Source organism: Clostridium sp. NkU-1 (assembly GCA_001312405.1).
In genome coordinates this window covers 44,030-60,897 of the sequence record BBDR01000010.1, presented here as the reverse complement: position 1 = coordinate 60,897, position 16,868 = coordinate 44,030, and the positions used below count along the sequence as shown (strand labels likewise).

14 protein-coding genes and 5 pseudogenes are annotated in these 16,868 nt (G+C 47.6%); 18 read left to right on the top strand and 1 reads right to left on the bottom strand.

Annotated features, from left to right (window positions below; translation table 11 throughout):
* The first annotated feature begins 25 nt into the window (after positions 1 to 25).
* From JCM10519_RS15460 to JCM10519_RS15405, 18 genes and pseudogenes are all read left to right on the top strand, one after another.
* Positions 26 to 1,317: pseudogene (locus JCM10519_RS15460) on the top strand (ATP-binding protein).
* Positions 1,318 to 1,376: 59 nt separating this feature from the next.
* On the top strand, positions 1,377 to 1,709 hold the full coding sequence (locus tag JCM10519_RS30580) for a hypothetical protein (RefSeq protein ID WP_347844383.1): 333 nt from the start codon (positions 1,377 to 1,379) through the stop codon (positions 1,707 to 1,709).
* A complete protein-coding gene (locus JCM10519_RS30575) occupies positions 1,630 to 2,184 on the top strand; it encodes a hypothetical protein (protein WP_347844436.1) in 555 nt (184 codons plus the stop codon). Before JCM10519_RS30580 ends, JCM10519_RS30575 begins: the two co-directional genes overlap by 80 nt.
* Positions 2,185 to 2,303: 119 nt before the next feature.
* Positions 2,304 to 2,942, top strand: a complete 639-nt coding sequence (locus tag JCM10519_RS30570; protein WP_347844382.1) for a hypothetical protein — start codon at positions 2,304 to 2,306, stop codon at positions 2,940 to 2,942.
* Positions 2,942 to 5,083: pseudogene (locus JCM10519_RS15450) on the top strand (RNA degradosome polyphosphate kinase). The gene JCM10519_RS30570 and the pseudogene JCM10519_RS15450 overlap by 1 nt, the downstream one beginning before the upstream one ends.
* A gap of 269 nt (positions 5,084 to 5,352) precedes the next feature.
* A pseudogene (locus JCM10519_RS15445) lies at positions 5,353 to 6,059 on the top strand (response regulator transcription factor).
* Positions 6,049 to 7,185: an ATP-binding protein gene (locus tag JCM10519_RS15440; protein ID WP_054740242.1), complete on the top strand. Its 1,137-nt coding sequence runs from the start codon at positions 6,049 to 6,051 to the stop codon at positions 7,183 to 7,185. The pseudogene JCM10519_RS15445 and the gene JCM10519_RS15440 overlap by 11 nt, the downstream one beginning before the upstream one ends.
* A gap of 66 nt (positions 7,186 to 7,251) precedes the next feature.
* Positions 7,252 to 8,625 carry a hypothetical protein gene (locus JCM10519_RS30565; RefSeq protein ID WP_347844381.1) on the top strand — a complete coding sequence of 458 codons (1,374 nt, stop codon included), beginning with the start codon at positions 7,252 to 7,254 and terminating at the stop codon, positions 8,623 to 8,625.
* A complete protein-coding gene (locus JCM10519_RS30560) occupies positions 8,585 to 9,694 on the top strand; it encodes a hypothetical protein (RefSeq protein WP_347844380.1) in 1,110 nt (369 codons plus the stop codon). The genes JCM10519_RS30565 and JCM10519_RS30560 overlap by 41 nt, the downstream gene beginning before the upstream one ends.
* Positions 9,681 to 10,645: pseudogene (locus tag JCM10519_RS15430) on the top strand (ABC transporter ATP-binding protein). Before JCM10519_RS30560 ends, JCM10519_RS15430 begins: the two are co-directional and overlap by 14 nt.
* A complete protein-coding gene (locus JCM10519_RS15425; RefSeq protein ID WP_054740240.1) occupies positions 10,623 to 11,537 on the top strand; it encodes an ABC transporter permease subunit in 915 nt (304 codons plus the stop codon). The pseudogene JCM10519_RS15430 and the gene JCM10519_RS15425 overlap by 23 nt, the downstream one beginning before the upstream one ends.
* A gap of 12 nt (positions 11,538 to 11,549) precedes the next feature.
* The gene (locus tag JCM10519_RS15420; protein ID WP_054740238.1) at positions 11,550 to 12,374 is read left to right on the top strand and encodes a deoxyribonuclease IV; all 825 of its coding nucleotides are present in this window, start codon (positions 11,550 to 11,552) and stop codon (positions 12,372 to 12,374) included.
* Between the two features lie 190 nt (positions 12,375 to 12,564).
* On the top strand, positions 12,565 to 12,855 hold the full coding sequence (locus tag JCM10519_RS30555; RefSeq protein WP_347844379.1) for a hypothetical protein: 291 nt from the start codon (positions 12,565 to 12,567) through the stop codon (positions 12,853 to 12,855).
* A gap of 19 nt (positions 12,856 to 12,874) precedes the next feature.
* Positions 12,875 to 13,780, top strand: a complete 906-nt coding sequence (locus JCM10519_RS15415; protein WP_347844435.1) for an SPFH domain-containing protein — start codon at positions 12,875 to 12,877, stop codon at positions 13,778 to 13,780.
* Positions 13,781 to 13,855: 75 nt separating this feature from the next.
* Positions 13,856 to 14,284, top strand: a complete 429-nt coding sequence (locus JCM10519_RS30550; protein ID WP_347844378.1) for a hypothetical protein — start codon at positions 13,856 to 13,858, stop codon at positions 14,282 to 14,284.
* A gap of 56 nt (positions 14,285 to 14,340) precedes the next feature.
* Positions 14,341 to 14,571 carry a hypothetical protein gene (locus JCM10519_RS30545; RefSeq protein ID WP_347844377.1) on the top strand — a complete coding sequence of 77 codons (231 nt, stop codon included), beginning with the start codon at positions 14,341 to 14,343 and terminating at the stop codon, positions 14,569 to 14,571.
* Positions 14,572 to 14,575: 4 nt separating this feature from the next.
* Entirely contained in the window at positions 14,576 to 14,818 is a 243-nt protein-coding gene (locus tag JCM10519_RS30540; protein ID WP_347844376.1) for a hypothetical protein, read from the top strand.
* The gene (locus tag JCM10519_RS15405) at positions 14,815 to 15,726 is read left to right on the top strand and encodes a TPM domain-containing protein (protein ID WP_054740237.1); all 912 of its coding nucleotides are present in this window, start codon (positions 14,815 to 14,817) and stop codon (positions 15,724 to 15,726) included. Before JCM10519_RS30540 ends, JCM10519_RS15405 begins: the two co-directional genes overlap by 4 nt.
* Positions 15,727 to 15,869: 143 nt before the next feature.
* Here the strand turns inward: JCM10519_RS15405 and JCM10519_RS15400 are convergent.
* Positions 15,870 to 16,672: pseudogene (locus JCM10519_RS15400) on the bottom strand (DNA/RNA nuclease SfsA).
* Positions 16,673 to 16,868: the final 196 nt, after the last annotated feature.

Genomic DNA, 16,868 nt, shown 5'->3' with positions numbered 1-16,868 from the left:
GCAGACAGGGCATACAAAAGAATTTATGAAATCCCAGGAATTGATTTTGTACTGCAATTTAAAATATCGTGAACTTTTTGACAAGACTGCCGGGCTTTTGAGCCTGGACCAGCGGTCTGGAACAGAAACAATGCCGGATTCCTATGCCTGCGCCGGTCAGCTTATAGAGCTGGCGGCTTCCTATGGCTTTGAGGGGAATCTCTGGCATTGTTTTTTAGCTTTCTGCCTGGCTGACAATGAAAATGCCTACAGCACCTCCTGTGAGATCACAGGCCCTGTTGAAGGAACCTTAAATGAACTGGCTGCCCACGATTTCCGGGTCATTAAGGAGTTGTTCGATTATGACATCAGAAAGCTGGACTGTTTAAACCATGAGGAGGGCAGGGGGATATGGACCGCACTTTCCCATTACCGGACAACAGACGGCACCAGCAAGATCTATAATAAGAGGATCAGGGATCAGATCGTGGCCCTGGCTGTTGCCCTGGAACAGGCCGGGGATGAAAAGGTCTTTGCTGCTGAGGTAACAGAGTTTTACCGTAAATTCGGAGTAGGGAAGTTCGGCCTTAATAAAGCCTTTCGTATAGAGGATGGAATGGGCGAACCCCAGATCCTGCCCATCACCAGCATGGAACACGTTCATTTGGACGACATCATCGGCTACCAGCTGCAAAAGCAGAAGCTGATTGAAAATACGGAGGCATTTTTAAACGGCCGCGCTGCCAACAACGTCCTGCTCTTCGGTGACAGCGGAACCGGGAAATCCTCCAGCATCAAGGCAATTCTCAATGAATATTATGACAGGGGGCTTCGGATCATCGAGGTCTACAAGCATCAGTTCAAGTCTCTTTCAAAGGTCCAGGAGCAGGTAAAGGACCGGAATTACAAATTTATTATTTACATGGATGATCTGTCCTTTGAGGATTCTGAACTGGAGTATAAGTATTTAAAGGCAATCATTGAAGGCGGCCTTGGGAAGAAGCCGGGCAATGTGCTTATTTATGCCACTTCTAACCGCAGGCATCTCATACGGGAAAAATTCAGTGACAAAAGAGAGCTGGATGATGACTTACATAATAATGACACCGTCCAGGAAAAGCTTTCCCTGGTGGCCCGCTTCGGAGTGACCATTTACTTTGGGTCGCCTGACAGAAGGGAATTCCAGGAGATCGTAAGGGAGCTGGCAGCCCGAAGTGATGTAAACATGCCTCTGGAAGAATTGTATGCAAAAGCAAATATATGGGAGTTAAACCACGGAGCTTATCCGGCAGAACGGCAAGCCAGTTTATCACACACCTTTTGGGAACAACCGATTAAAATGACAAAGTGGAATATAGAAGAAGCTGCCTGGCTCATGGGCAGTAAGGAGGAAAGGTATGGCAATAAGATTATTTGCTGCCATTGATGTGGGATCGTTTGAACTGGAGCTTGGTATCTATGAGATTTCCGCGAAAGCCGGAATCCGGAAGGTGGACCATGTCCGCCATGTCATTGCCCTTGGAAGGGACACCTATAACGAAGGAAAGATCAGCTACGAGCTGGTGGAGGAAATGTGCCAGGTCATCAAGGATTTTGCCGGCATTATGGAGTCCTATAAAGTGATCGGCTACCGGGCCTACGGCACCAGCGCTGCGGGAAGCGAAAAACAGCCGGATCGTTCTGGATCAGATCCGGGTAAGGACCGGAATCGAAGTGCGGGTCATCAGTAACTCTGAGCAGCGCTTTATCAGCTATAAGGCCATTGCTTCAAAGGATGCGGAATTCCATAAAATCATACAAAAAGGAACCGCCATTGTGGATGTGGGCTTTGGAAGCATGCAGGTTTCCCTGTTTGATCGGGATGCCCTTGTTTCCACCCATAATCTGATGCTGGGCGTCTTAAGGATCCGGGAAATGATGGGGACCGTACAGACCGACACCCAGACGCAGAATACCCTGATCGAAGAAATGGTGGATAATGAACTGTACACATTCCGCAAGGTTTACCTAAAGGACAGGGAGATCAAAAACCTGATCGGGATCGGAGAGAGCATCCTTTATCTGTCCAGGGGCAGCCATGGTGGAAAGCCTGTGGAGCGGGTCACTGCGGAAGAATTTGCATTTTTTTATGAAAGGATTGTGGAAATGTCCTTAGACAGATCCAGGACCGGTTTGGAGTCAATGCGGAATACGCGTCTCTCCTGATTCCGGCGGCCATCATCTTTAAACGTGTTCTGGAACTGACCAAGGCAGAGCTTTTCTGGATTCCGGGAATCCGCCTCTGCGACAGCATTGCCGCCGAATATGCGGAAGAGGCAAAGGCGGTGAAATTCAACCATGATTTTTCCGAGGACATTCTTGCGGCCTCCCGCAACATGGCAAAGCGTTATAAATGCCATGGTCCTCACACCGTCAGTATGGAAAAATACGTGCTTGATATTTTCGACAGCATGAAGAAATACCACGGAATGGGAAAGAGGGAAAGGCTGCTTTTGCAGATTGCCGCCATCCTTCACGCCTGCGGTAAATTTATCAGCATGAGAAACCCCAGCGAATCCGCTTACCATATCATCATGTCAACGGAGATCATCGGCCTGTCCCATATGGAACGGGAGATCATTGCCAATGCGGTCCGCTACAATGGAGTGGAATTTGATTATAACCGGATCCGTATAAGTGAGGAGGTGTTCCGGAACGCTAAGGGAGAATTTCCCCATAAAGACAGCCTCTTACTTGTGGGAAAGCTGACAGCTATTTTACGGCTGGCCAATTCCATGGACCGCAGCCATAAGCAGAAGCTGTCAGACAGCCATATGAGCGTGAAGAACGGGCAGCTGGTGGTGACGGTCTCCTATGAAGCGACATCACCCTGGAAGCGGTGGCATTCCGCCAGAAAGCAGATTTTTTTTGAAGAGATATTTGGAATAAGGCCCATATTAAAACAGAAGAGGAGGTTATCCTGATGACAGGCGCCAATGAGATATACAACAATCCTGAAAGCTATGTAAACCGGGAGCTGAGCTGGATCGAATTCAATTACCGCGTGCTCAGCGAAGCGAGAGATAAAACCCTCCCTCTTTTTGAACGGCTGAAGTTTTTAAGCATCACTGCCTCCAACTTTGATGAATTCTATATGGTCCGCGTTGCCTCCCTTAAGGATATGGTTCATGCCAAATATACAAAGCCTGATATTGCGGGCATGAAGCCACCGGAGCAGCTTGAAAGGATCAGCGGGCGGACTCATGAGCTGGTGGCTTTGCAATATTCCACCTATAACCGTTCCCTTCTTCCTGCATTAAAACAGAACGGGCTTCGGGTGGTCCAGTGCCATGAGGATCTAAGCGAAGAGGAGGGACGCTATGCGGACAGTTATTTTGAGAGGAATGTGTATCCGGTGCTCACTCCCATGGCAGTGGATTCCTCCAGGCCCTTCCCTCTGGTCCGAAACAAATCCTTAAACATCGCGGCTCTCCTTCAGAAAAAGAGCGGGGAAGAAGAACTGGAATTTGCCATGGTCCAGGTGCCTAGTGTTCTTCCAAGAATCGTGGAACTGCCCACAGGGAAAAAAAGAAGAACGGGCCGTCATTTTGCTGGAACAGATCATGGAACGGAATATCGGCAGCCTGTTTTTAAATTACAATGTCATTACCGCCCATCCTTTCCGCATTATGAGAAATGCGGATCTCACCATTGACGAGGAGGAAGCAGAGGACCTTCTGGAGGAAATCAAAAAGCAGCTTAAGAAACGTCAGTGGGGCGAGGCTATCCGTCTGGAAGTGGAAGAAAAGATGGATAAACGCCTGTTAAAAATACTCAAGCGGGAGTTAAGCATCAGCTCCGCCGATATCTTTGAAATCGCGGGCCCTCTGGATCTGACCTTTCTCATGAAGATGTACGGAATGGAAGGCTTTGATCGTTTAAAGGCTGTTCCCTATATTCCCCAGCAGGTTCCAAGGCTTATGAATGAGGATGACATATTTACCAACATCCGGGAAGGCGACATTTTACTTCACCATCCTTACGAGACCTTTGATCCTGTGGTAAATTTTGTAAAAACCGCTGCCAGTGACCGGTCGGTCCTGGCCATCAAACAGACCCTTTACAGGGTCAGCGGAAATTCCCCCATCATCGCCGCTCTGGCAGAGGCCGCTGACAATGGCAAACAGGTATCAGTGCTGGTGGAATTAAAGGCACGCTTTGATGAGGAAAATAATATTAACTGGGCAAAAAAGCTGGAAAAAGCCGGCTGCCACGTCATCTACGGCTGGTGGGCTTAAAGACCCACAGCAAGATCACTCTGGTGGTGAGAAGGGAAGAGGATGGCATCCGCCGTTATGTACACTTAGGTACAGGAAATTACAACGATTCCACGGCAAAGCTTTATACGGATTTCGGCCTTATGACCTGCAATCCCCAGATCGGGGAAGACGCCACCGCAGTGTTTAACATGCTGTCAGGCTACTCTGAGCCTCTTCACTGGAATAAGCTGGTGTTGGCGCCCATCTGGCTGCGGGCCAGGTTCTTAAGGATGATCCGCAGGGAGGCGAAAAATGCGGAAAACGGGAAAACGGCTCATATCATGGCCAAGATGAATTCCCTTTGCGACAAGGAGATCATAGCGGCCCTTTACGAGGCCTCCTGCGCAGGAGTAAAGATCGAATTAATTGTCCGGGGGATATGCAGCTTAAAAGCAGGAGTCCCGGGCTTAAGTGAAAATATTACGGTTCATTCTATTGTTGGAAATTTCCTTGAGCATGCCCGGATCTTTTATTTTGAAAATGACAACAGCCCGGAGCTTTATATGGGAAGCGCCGACTGGATGCCAAGAAACCTGGACAGAAGGGTGGAGATCATGTTCCCTGTGGAGGATGAAATATTGACAGAGCAGATTCTCCATGTTCTTAAGGTGCAGTTTCAGGATAATGTGAAGGCCCATATCTTAAAATCCGACGGAACTTATGAAAAACCTGATAAAAGGGGCAAGGTTCTGGTCAACAGCCAGGAACAGTTCTGTGAAGAGGCCATTCAGAGCGTTAAGGCGGAGCTTGGCAAATCAGATCCGGTAGGCAGCCGGGTATTTATTCCTACGGAAAGTCAGGGGTAGGCCAAAGGAAAGGCTCCCCATAGTTACCGAATTATAGCTTATTTGTAAGAAAATAGTAAGGCAAAGATACCTTTCTTGTGGTAAAATGGATAAGAGTCTAGCGGTGCAGAAACATTTGCACAGTATGTGCATGGGAGCTTGCTCACTAAGCACATACTGTGCAAGTGTTTCTATAGGGCGGAACGCCCGTCATGAATAATCTGGCGTCAGCCAAATTATGAATGCACCGCTGAAGCTTATATATACATACGACAAGGGAGGTATTTTTCATGTCCGAAACAATAAACATCTTGGTTGTGGATGATGAGAAAGAAATTGCAGACTTGGTGGAGATTTATCTGGTCAGTGATGGATATAAAGTACATAAAGCAAATAATGCGGAAGAAGGACTGGAAATTCTGGAAAAGACCCAGATCCATCTGGTTCTTTTAGACATCATGATGCCAGGAATGGATGGCCTGCAAATGTGCAAGAAAATACGGGAGACCAATAACATTCCCATCATTATGCTCAGCGCCAAGTCCACGGATCTGGACAAAATTCTGGGACTTGGAACCGGGCTGATGATTACGTGACAAAGCCCTTTAATCCTCTGGAGCTGACGGCACGGGTAAAATCCCAGCTTCGCCGTTACACCCAGTTAAACCCCAACAGTGCGGCAAACGAATCTGCTAAGAATGAAATCGCCATAAGAGGACTGACCATTAACAAGGATAACCATAAGGTGACTGTTTATGGGGAAGAGATCAAGCTTACCCCCATTGAGTTTGACATCCTCTACTTACTGGCTTCCAATCCCGGAAGAGTGTTCAGCACCGATGAAATTTTTGAAAAAGTGTGGAATGAAAAGGTTTATGAGGCCAACAACACAGTAATGGTACATATCAGACGGCTGCGGGGTAAGATGAAGGAAGATACCAGACAGAACAAAATCATCACCACTGTTTGGGGGGTAGGATACAAAATTGAAAAGTGATCTTAACCGCCGTTTTCATACCCGGGTCATTGCCAATATTTTTTACAGTGCAGTGGTCACGGTCCTGATCGAGATATTTCTGGTGACCAACGTATCTTTGGTAGCCTCCTACATGAGAAACACACAAAGGGATAATGCATTTGTGGAGATGCTCACCTCCTTTGATGTGGTGGTGATCCTGATTTATGTGATTTTCGGGATCGGAATATTTACGGTCACCTTTCTCCTCCTCCAGGAAAAGTCCATGCGTTATATCAGCCGGATTTCTGATGCCATGCAGAGCATTTCCGAGGGAGACTTAAATATTACGGTTGACATTGAGGGAGATGATGAATTCTCCGTCATGGCAGCCAGTTTAAATAAGATGGTGGGAGATTTAAGAGGCCTCATGGACAAGGAACGGGAGGCGGAGCGGACCAAGAACGAGCTCATCACCAATATTGCTCATGACTTAAGGACTCCATTAACCTCCATCATCGGGTATCTGGAATTGTTGTCCGGAGAAACAAAGCTTGATCCGGAAGTCCAGAAAAAGTACATAGGGATTGCATATGTGAAGACAAAGCGGCTGGAAAAGCTGATTGAGGATTTATTCGGATTTACAAAGCTGAACTATGGAAAGATCTCCATGCACGTAGCCAAGGTGGACGTGGTGAAGCTTTTAAGTCAGCTTCTGGAAGAATTTTATCCCAGTTTTGTGGATAAGAATCTTTCCTATGAGCTTCAAAGCAATGTTCCCGCCCAAATAATCTCGGCAGACGGCAACCTTCTTGCCCGTCTGTTTGACAATCTGATCAACAATGCCATCAAATACGGTGCGGATGGAAAGCGCATCCTGGTAAAGGTCCATGGAAGCGAAGAACTGGTTACGATCCAGGTGATCAATTATGGGTATGTGATCCCGGAGGAAGAACTGCCTCTTATCTTCAATAAGTTTTACCGCGTGGAACAGTCCCGGTCCACCAATACAGGAGGAACGGGGCTGGGCCTTGCCATTGCAAAGAATATTGTGGATATGCATGGCGGAACCATTCAGGTGACCAGTGATTTATCCGGAACAGTATTTACGATTAAGCTGCAGGTTGATTTTGATATTAATAAAGAGAACTTTGGAAAGATAGGGTGACAGAAATGAAATTCAAAAAAAGTATCCCTGATTTGTGCCATGGCGGTCACCATAGCAGGCAGCGTAATGCTGCCTGCTTTCGGTATGGCATATGAAACAACGGCCGGATTGGAGGCAGGAAATTCCTATACAGACGGAAATTATGCAGCTTTTAATTCCGGCGTTTCCATGGATGTTTCCTACGGCTATGAGGGAAATGCAAAAAGCGGACGTTACGTACCGGTAAATTTTTCGTTAAAGAACCAAATGGATTCCGAATTTCAGGGGACGGTCCAGGCCATTGCCATGGAATCCGATTACGACATTTACCAGTATGAATATCCGGTTTCCTTAAAGGCCTTTGAAGCCTCGGAGGAATCCCTGGATATTCCGGTGGGAAGGGCAGATGCTCTTTATGTAAAGCTTCTGGACTCCCAGGGAAGAGAACTGATCCGCAAACGTTTAAAAATGAATGTTACGGCAGATATAGCGGAGCTGTTTGTGGGAGTTTTATCTGATGAGCCGGAGGCCATGTCCTATATGGATGGGGTGGGAGTGAATTACAGCTCTGTCAGGATCAAGACCTTTGAGATGGATACAGAAAAGATGCCGGATAATGTCATTGGGCTGGACCTTCTGGATGTGCTGGTCATTACGGATTATGATACCAAAAGACTGTCATCAGACCAGGTATCAGCAATCTGGGAATGGGTAAAGGAGGGGGGAACCCTTCTTCTTGGAACCGGCAGCAGGGTGGATGACACCCTTTATGCATTCCGGTCCGATATCCTGGAAGAAGACTATGCTCCTCCATCGGAAAAAGCCGTGGACATGGGAGTGGAATATTCTTCCAACGGTCCGGGAGATTCCTTCATGAATCTGGTTTGTGCAGATGTATCCTTAAAAGGGGGAACTGGAGTTCTGTCCAATGATGAATTTCCGGTCCTTACCTCCGTATCAAAGGGAAAAGGAAAGGTAGGCGTGGCTGCCTATGACTTTGTGGACATCGCTTCTTTCTGCCAGGTCCAGCGCTCCTATGTGGATAAGCTTTTCACATCGCTTTTAGGAGAAGCCAAGTTAAATAATTTGTCCTCTTACCTTTACAGCGGCAATTCCGGCCAGTTCTGGTCTGTTCAGAACATGTTAAATACCGGAAATGTAGATAAACTGCCGAACCAGGTCCTTTATTCCGTAGTGATTCTGGGATACATTGTTTTGGTGGGGCCGGTACTGTACCTGTTTTTGAAGAAGCAGGAACGGAGAAGGTTTTACCGGACCGCGGTTGTGACGGTTTCCCTGTCCTTTTCAGCAGTGGTATATTTAATGGGAATTGGAACCAGGTTTAAGGATACCTTTTTTTACCTATGCAACCATTCTGGATACCACGGAAAACTATGTAGACGAATATACCTATATCAACATGAGGACGCCCTACAACAAGGCATATACCATTGCCCTTGATCCGTCATACGATCTGCTTCCCATTACCAGAAGCAGTTCCTATGAGATGAAGCCGGTTCCCAGATTCATAGGGAATGAAGACTATAAGGTGAAGATATCCTATGGGGAGGAAGACACCAGGGTTTCGGTCCAGAACGCAGCAGCCTTTACCTCCAAATATTATTCCTTAAAGAAAAGGACCCCTAATAAAGAGCATAAGGGCCTTATAGGGGACATCACCCTGTTTGAAGGAAACATATACGGCACTGTGACCAATGAATATCCTTTCCAGGTGGAAAAGGTAGGGATCCTGATGTACGGGAAAATGGTGGTCATTGATGAACTGAAGCCGGGAGAGACCTTGAACCTTAACGGGCTTCCTGTCATCAACTATCCCATCAATAATTCCTTCCTGGTATCTGCCCGGGTGACGGGAAGCTATCAATATCCAAAAGCGGATATTGAGGATCCTGCTTACATGCTGGCTTTATCAAGAACCAATATTTTAAGCTTTTACCTTGATAAATATTCCTCATTCTATAATCCGGAGGCAAGAATCGTGGCTTTCAGCAAGGACCAGTCTGACAGCCAGTTCCTTGCCGGGGGAAATTATGAGACCTACGGCATGTCCATGTTTACGTCGACCATTAATGTAAAGACAAAGAAAGACGGGGAGACCTCCCGTTCTGCCCTTATGAAGACACCTACAGTGGTAAGCGGGCAGTATTATGCGGATTCCAACGCCATTTACGGCGTGGACCCGGTATCCCTGGAGTATTTTCTCGGTAATGATCTGGAGGTGGAAAAGCTGATCTTTGAAAACCCGTCTGATGAGTTTTTAAACAGCGAAAACTTTTACTATACCACCATCTTTAAGGGAAATATTTATTTCTATAATCACGATACGGGAAATTACGATGCCATGGAACCAGATAAAACAGTTTATAAAGCCTGGGAGCTTACCCCTTATCTGTCTCCCGGCAACACGCTGACCGTGAAATATGTATGTGACAATGCGGCTGAGAATAACTGGTATGTGACTCTGCCAATGCTGACTGTGCAGGAAGGGATAAATGATGTTAGAGATTAAGGATTTGCGGAAAAAGTTTGGAAAATTCCATGCGTTAAACGGCCTGGACCTTCATATTCCCAAAGGATCCCTTTATGGCTTTGTAGGGCCTAACGGAGCAGGAAAGACCACTACCATCAAGATCATGACAGGGCTTCTTTTTGCCGACAGCGGCAAGGTGATGATCGACGGAGTGGATGTGTCCGGGGGCTTACATGAATTAAAGCTGAAGATCGGTTATGTGCCGGACTTTTTCGGCGTTTATGATAATTTAAAAGTCAATGAATATATGGAATTTTTTTGCCTCCTGCTACGGGATCGACGGGCTTAAGGGCAGGACCCGGTACATGACCCTTTTGGAACAGGTAGGGTTAGAGGATAAGGTGAATTTTTACGTAGACAGCTTATCAAGGGGAATGAAGCAGCGGCTCTGCCTGGCAAGGGCATTGATCCACGATCCCCTGCTGCTGGTTCTTGATGAACCGGCCTCAGGGCTGGACCCAAGAACCAGGTTTGAATTTAAAGAAATCTTAAAGGAATTAAAAGAGCAGGGAAAGACCATATTCATCAGCTCCCATGTGCTTTCCGAGCTTTCCGAGCTGTGTACTGACATTGGGGTCATTGACCAGGGGAAGATGATATTAAGCGGCAGCATGGAGGAGATCCTGCGCCGGGTCAATGCTTCCAATCCTCTGATCATCTCTGTTCTCGGAAATAAGGAAAAAGCTCTGACCATCTTAAAAAAGCCAGCCCTGCGTCCAGACCATAGCGGTAAAGGAAGAGGACATCCGGGTGAATTTCATTGGAGATGAGCAGGATGAGGCCATTCTTTTGCAGCAGCTGGTGGATGCGGAAGTGCTGGTACATGGATTCTGCAGAGAGCAGGGAAGTCTGGAATCCCTGTTTATGCAGATTACGGATCATGATAAAGAAAAGGCGGTGCTTGTACATGAAATTGAATCCGGTTTATAAGAGGGAGACAACCGTCAGCTCCAGAAGCTTCCGTCTGGCGCTGATCCTGGCGCTTTTTAATACGATTCTGGCTTTGGTGATTCTGCTTAATATGTACTCCGTGGTGGAGAGGGTAAAGCTCACTGCGGAAATCCAGTATTCTTCCTTTACCAATTTGTATGTATTCGTGGCTGCGGTGGAATTTGTGATGCTGATGTTCATCATGCCGGCGCTGACAGCAGGAAGCATCAGCGGAGAGAGGGAACGCCAGACCCTTGACCTTCTTCTCACCACCACCTTGAAGCCATGGGAGATCATATGGGGAAAGTTTACTTCATCCTTTAGTACGATGTTTCTCATGATCATGTCCAGCTTTCCCCTTCTGGCCGTATCCTTTGTGTATGGGGGCGTGATGATTTACGACGTATTGCTTTTGCTTTTGTGCTATCTGGCAGTTGCCCTTCTCTGCGGAAGCATGGGAATCTGTTTTTCCACCCTGTTTAAGCGTTCCACCATTGCCACTGTGGTAAGCTATGGGGTACTGGTTCTCATTGCCGCAGGCACCTATGCGATCAATGCTTTTGCATTGTCCATGGCCAGGATGAATATGAGCAGCACTTATGCCATGACCGTGGGCGGCATGGCTGACCAGACCAATTCCGGCGCATGTTTGTACCTGCTCCTGTTAAACCCGGTGGCTACTTTTTATGCCATGATCAACGGCCAGACAGGGGATAATCAGGTGGTAAGGAGTTTAAACAGCTGGTTTGGTCCCCATCCGGATAACTTTATCATGGAACACTGGGTGGTCTTAAGCATCTTCATCCAGCTGGCTCTGGCCGCCATGTTCATGTTCATCGCCGTAAATGCCATCAGTCCGGCCAAAGGGAAAAAGATAAGAAAAATAAAATGACAGGAGGCTTATATGCTTACGATCGGATGTCATCTGTCTTCCTCAAAAGGCTATTTTGCCATGGGGAAGGAGGCTGTGAAGATTGATGCCAACACGTTTCAGTTTTTTACAAGAAATCCAAGGGGAACCAGGGCAAAGGCCATGAATCCTGAGGATGTGGACCGTTTCCTGGCCTTTGCCGGGGAACACGGAATAAACAGGATTCTGGCCCATGCGCCCTACACCTTAAATGCCTGCTCCGCGGATGAAGGGCTCCGTGCCCTTGCCAGAGACACCATGAAGGATGATTTGGACCGGATGGAATACACTCCCGGAAACTGCTACAATTTCCATCCGGGAAGCCATGTGGGACAGGGAACAGAGGCGGGGATCCGTTATATTTCAGATATGCTGGGTCAGATTCTGACTCCGGAACATCATACCACCGTCCTTTTGGAAACCATGTCCGGCAAGGGCAGCGAGGTAGGACGGGAATTTGAAGAGTTACGGGAGATCCTGGACCGGGTAGAGCAAAAGGACCATATGGGAGTCTGCCTGGATACGTGCCACGTATGGGATGCAGGCTATGATATTGCCGGTGACCTGGATGGAGTTTTAAACCGGTTCGACCAGATCGTCGGACTGGATAAATTAAAGGCCATCCATTTAAATGACAGCCAGAATCCTCTTGGGGCCCATAAGGACCGCCACGCAAAGATCGGAGAAGGCTTTATCGGATTTGAGGCTCTGAAGCGGATGACGGTTCACCCGGCTTTAAAGAGCCTTCCCTTTTATCTGGAGACACCCAATGATCTTTCCGGGTATGCCAAAGAAATTGCCATGATGCGTGCTGTATAAATATGAAAAGCGGTATAGCATAGCGGTGGCGAAGGATAGAAACAGTATAGCCAACCAGTAAATTGTGTAGTATAATGAGCGAAAGAAAGTGCCGACGAGCAAGCTCATCGGCGCGGGCGGCGAATGACGATCAGGAACCGCAGGTTCATGATATAATAGGGAAAATAATTTTTGTTGAGGAGGTAGCAACATGGGAATTGTTAAGGCGCTTACTACCGCAGTAGGAGGCTCACTGGCAGACCAGTGGCTTGAAGTGATAGAAGCAGGCAGCATGGGAGATCAGACCGTATTTGCCAGCGGAGTGAAGATACGAAAAGGATCCAATACAAAGAGCACGGATTATACCATTTCCGATGGTTCTGTCATTCATGTTTACCCCAACCAGTTCATGATTTTGGTGGATGGGGGAAAAGTGATCGACTACACCGGGGAACCAGGCTATTTTACCGTAAAAAAACTCTTCCCTCCCCTCCCTTTTTAACGGCCAGTTTGATGAGGCCATAAAAGAATCCTTTGACCGGATTCGTTTCGGTGGCCAGACGCCCACTGCCCAGAAGGTATATTTCATTAATCTGCAGGAGATTAAAGGGATCAAGTTCGGTACTCCCAATCCCATTAATTATTTTGACCAGTTTTATAATGCGGAATTGTTTTTACGGGCTTACGGAACGTATTCCATCAAGGTGACGGACCCTCTGCTGTTCTATGCGGAGGCCATACCGAAAAATGCTTCCCGTGTTGAGGTAGATGACATCAACGCCCAGTATTTATCTGAATTTTTAGAGGCTCTTCAGTCTTCCATCAATCAGATGTCCGCCGATGGCATACGTATCTCCTATGTGGCTTCCAAAGGAAGAGAGCTGGGCCAGTATATGTCCGATGTCCTTGACTACCAGTGGAAGGACCAGAGAGGAATGGAGATCCAGTCTGTAGGAATCGCAAGCATTTCCTATGACGAGGAATCCAAGGAGCTGATCCATCTTCGCAACCAGGGAGCCATGTTAAGCGATCCGGGTGTCAGGGAGGGCTATGTGCAGGGAGCAGTAGCCAGAGGCTTAGAAGCGGCAGGAAGCAATGCCAATGGTTCCATGGCAGGATTTATGGGCATGGGTATGGGAATGAATGCCGGTGGCGGCTTTATGGGAGCAGCTTCAAGCGCCAACTATCAGCAGATGCAGATGAACCGGGCCCAGCAGGGAAATCCCGGAGAACAGACGGCAGCAGGCGGAGAGAGTAAGGCACAAAGTTCTTCAGAGAGCCCATGGACCTGCAGCTGCGGAAGTGTGAATACAGGAAAATTCTGTCCGGAATGCGGAAATCCAAAGCAGGCAGGACCATGGACCTGTGAATGTAAAACTGTAAACAATGGCAGATTTTGTTCGGAGTGTGGGAAACCAAGACCATGAGTGAGATCATAAGTTATAAATGTCCTAATTGCGGCGGACCGCTTATCTTTGATCCGAAAAAGCAGAAGTATGCCTGTGAATACTGTTTATCAGAATTCACTCAGAAAGAAACTGCAGACGGGGAGCAAAAAGAGCCTGAGGCAGGAAAGAAAAAAAGAGGGCGGAGAGCCTGTGCTTTATACCTGCCCCAGCTGCGGCGCCGAGATCGTAACGGATGAGACCACTGCTGCGACCTTCTGCTATTATTGCCATAATCCGGTGATCCTCTCAGGCAGGCTTTCCGGAGAATTCCATCCGGATTATGTGATTCCATTTGCAATGGAGAAGAAGCGGGCTGTGGAAATTTTTGAACAATGGATGAAAAAGAAACGGTTTGTTCCAAAGGCTTTTTACAGTGAAGACCAGATCGAGAAAATCTCCGGCGTATATTTTCCTTACATGCTTTACAGCTGCCGGGCGGAGGGAAGCTGGATGCAAAAGCGGACCGTCTGCGGGTCTGGGTAAGCGGCGACCGCCGCTATACGGAAACCCAGACCTATGATGTCCGCAGGGAAGGGACTATGCCTGTAAAATTCGTGCCCCGCAATGCCTTGAAGAAATCCAACCGGGAGCTGGTGGAGGGCGTACTGCCCTATGAAACAGAGAAAATGAAACCCTTTACCATGGGGTTCCTTTCCGGTTTTGTGGCAGAACGGCGGGATATGGGAGAGCAGGAATTTTCTGAGGAAGTAAAGTCTGAGGTGCGCCAGTTTGCCGGAGAGTCCTTAAAAAAACAGCATCACATCCTATGATTCTGTGAGAGTTCAGAATCAATCCGTCCATCTGGAGGAAGAAAAGTGGGAGTATGCCCTTTTGCCTGTATGGACCCTTACCTATCATGACGGATCAAAGGACCAGATGTATTATTTTACAGTGAACGGGCAGACCGGTAAGGTATGCGGCAAGCTTCCTGTGGACCGGAATAAGCTGATGCTTTTGTTTCTTGAAATATTCCTGCCCGTATTTTTTGCCATGCTGATTGTGGGGTATTTAATATGATTAGAACAAAGGGATTGTTTCTTCGGATATGCAGGACAGCTGTTTTACTGCCCATGGTTCTTCTGCTTCTGATCTTCTTTTCCGGGGGTATGAAAGCGTTTGCCGAAAGCGGGAGCCCTGAAGGTGTTTCCGGGGAAAAACGGGTTTATGATGAAGCAGGACTCTTTTCCAGGGAGGAAATAGATACGTTTGAATCTCAGATCCAGGCGATGAGAAAAGAGATGAACATGGATGTGGTGATCACGACCACAGACCGGGCAGGCGGAAAGACAGCCGGTGAATATGCGGAGGATTTTTACATAAGAGGAGCCTTTGGTGTTGGAAAGGATTATAACGGAGTATTGTTCCTGATAGACATGGATAACCGGGAGCTTTACATCCTTCCCGTAGGAAAAATGAACCGCTTTTTAACGGATAAACGCTGGAATTCCATCCTGGATGCCGCCTATGAAGAGGTAAGCAGTCAGGAATACGGTGCCTGTGTCCAAAGCTTTCTGGATGGCGTGAACAAATATTATAAGGCCGGGATTCCCGGAGGACAGTATAATTACGATAAGGAGACCGGAAAAATAAGCGTTTACCGCAGCATCCGGTGGTATGAGGCTGCTCTGGCAGCTCTCATCGGGCTCATTGCAGCGGCGGCTGCCTGCGGGTCAGTGACCAGCCGGTATTCCATGAAAAAGGAAAGAGGCTGGGCCAGAAACTCGCTGATGGTCTATCGTGCAAACTGTCAGTTCCGGTATACGGACCAGTACGACCATCTGGTGAACAAGACCGTGACCCATATGATAATTCCACGGAACCAGGGGAATGGAGGCCATGGCGGCGGCGGTCTTTCCTCCGGCGGCAGGAGTACCACCCACACCTCCTCAGGACATACCATGGGGGGCGGGGGACGGAAATTTTAACTGAATCAGGCAGGACCGCGGATTGCGAATATCTGCTTGACTCAATAATTATCTCACTGAAAAATCATACACAAAAACCTGCTGACAAAAGCCAAGACTTTTTGTCAGCAGGTTTTTGATGGGATGGAAAATCTCTTCATTTATCAGGCCAGATATACCGGAATGGGCAAGTCAAAGGTAATGGAATCCTCCGTAACGGTACAGTCATAAGCTAAAATATGGACACCGGCCTCCCTGGCTTTTTTTTAACCCTTCCGCAAATTCCGGATGGTTTTTTTTGTTTGGGGTAAATGCTTCCATCTCTTTCATCTGGATGACAAACAGGATGTAGGCTTCATACCCTTCCCTGTGAGCGTTTATAAGCTCCTGTATATGTTTTACTCCCCGCTCCGTGGGTGCATCGGGAAACATGGCAAGGCCGTTTTCCTCCAGAGTGACTCCCTTAACTTCCATGAATGCAGGGATTTCCTCCTGTTTCCCCTCACAGCTTCCCTGCAGCACCGCCTGAAAGGCAAGGTCAAACCGTGACTGGTCATAGGTGACTTCCCGTCTGATGTTTTTTTATTGTGGGGCTTAAAATGGAAGGTGTTTCCGCTGCCTGATGAAAAGGCAGGGGCGGATTTTCCCGGATGGATTGCAGCCATTCATAAGCCGCCTGATTGGGGGCCTGGGAATCCATGTTAATGAGGAGCGGCCCGCCTCTTTCCCGTTCTTTCCATACGCCGATCAGGGAGTATTCCGTTTTTCTTCCCAGGGCTGCGGCCTCCGGATGAAACTGCACCAGCACCCTGACGCCGGGGAGGAGTAACTCCCGGCAGCGTCCTGTATTTTTAACGTGACAGATTACCTCTTCTTCCCCATGGCCCTCTTTTGTGATCAGGACGTGGGCAATAAAACGGTTGGGGCGGCTTAAAAAGGTTCCTGTCATCATGTGTTCGTATCTCAATGAAGCTGTCTCTCCTTTCTGCATCAAAGGGTATTTTACCACACAGAGAATAAAAAGGGAACCTTGTGTCTCTATAGTGAATACATCTGTCCGTTATATGAAAACTTTTTCGCCCTTTTTTCTTGCGCTGTTAAAAAAAAGTATGCTACAATTCTGGCAAGGTTTTTGATCCATTGATATTATCGGAAGCAAAAAT

Coding starts and splice junctions, on each gene's coding strand:
- JCM10519_RS30580 (WP_347844383.1), top strand. CDS start 1,377: ATGGCAATAAGATTATTTGCTGCCATTGATGTGGGATCGTTTGAACTG.
- JCM10519_RS30565 (WP_347844381.1), top strand. CDS start 7,252: ATGCTGCCTGCTTTCGGTATGGCATATGAAACAACGGCCGGATTGGAG.
- JCM10519_RS30560 (WP_347844380.1), top strand. CDS start 8,585: ATGAGGACGCCCTACAACAAGGCATATACCATTGCCCTTGATCCGTCA.
- JCM10519_RS15425 (WP_054740240.1), top strand. CDS start 10,623: ATGAAATTGAATCCGGTTTATAAGAGGGAGACAACCGTCAGCTCCAGA.
- JCM10519_RS15420 (WP_054740238.1), top strand. CDS start 11,550: ATGCTTACGATCGGATGTCATCTGTCTTCCTCAAAAGGCTATTTTGCC.
- JCM10519_RS30555 (WP_347844379.1), top strand. CDS start 12,565: ATGGGAATTGTTAAGGCGCTTACTACCGCAGTAGGAGGCTCACTGGCA.
- JCM10519_RS30545 (WP_347844377.1), top strand. CDS start 14,341: ATGCCTGTAAAATTCGTGCCCCGCAATGCCTTGAAGAAATCCAACCGG.
- JCM10519_RS15405 (WP_054740237.1), top strand. CDS start 14,815: ATGATTAGAACAAAGGGATTGTTTCTTCGGATATGCAGGACAGCTGTT.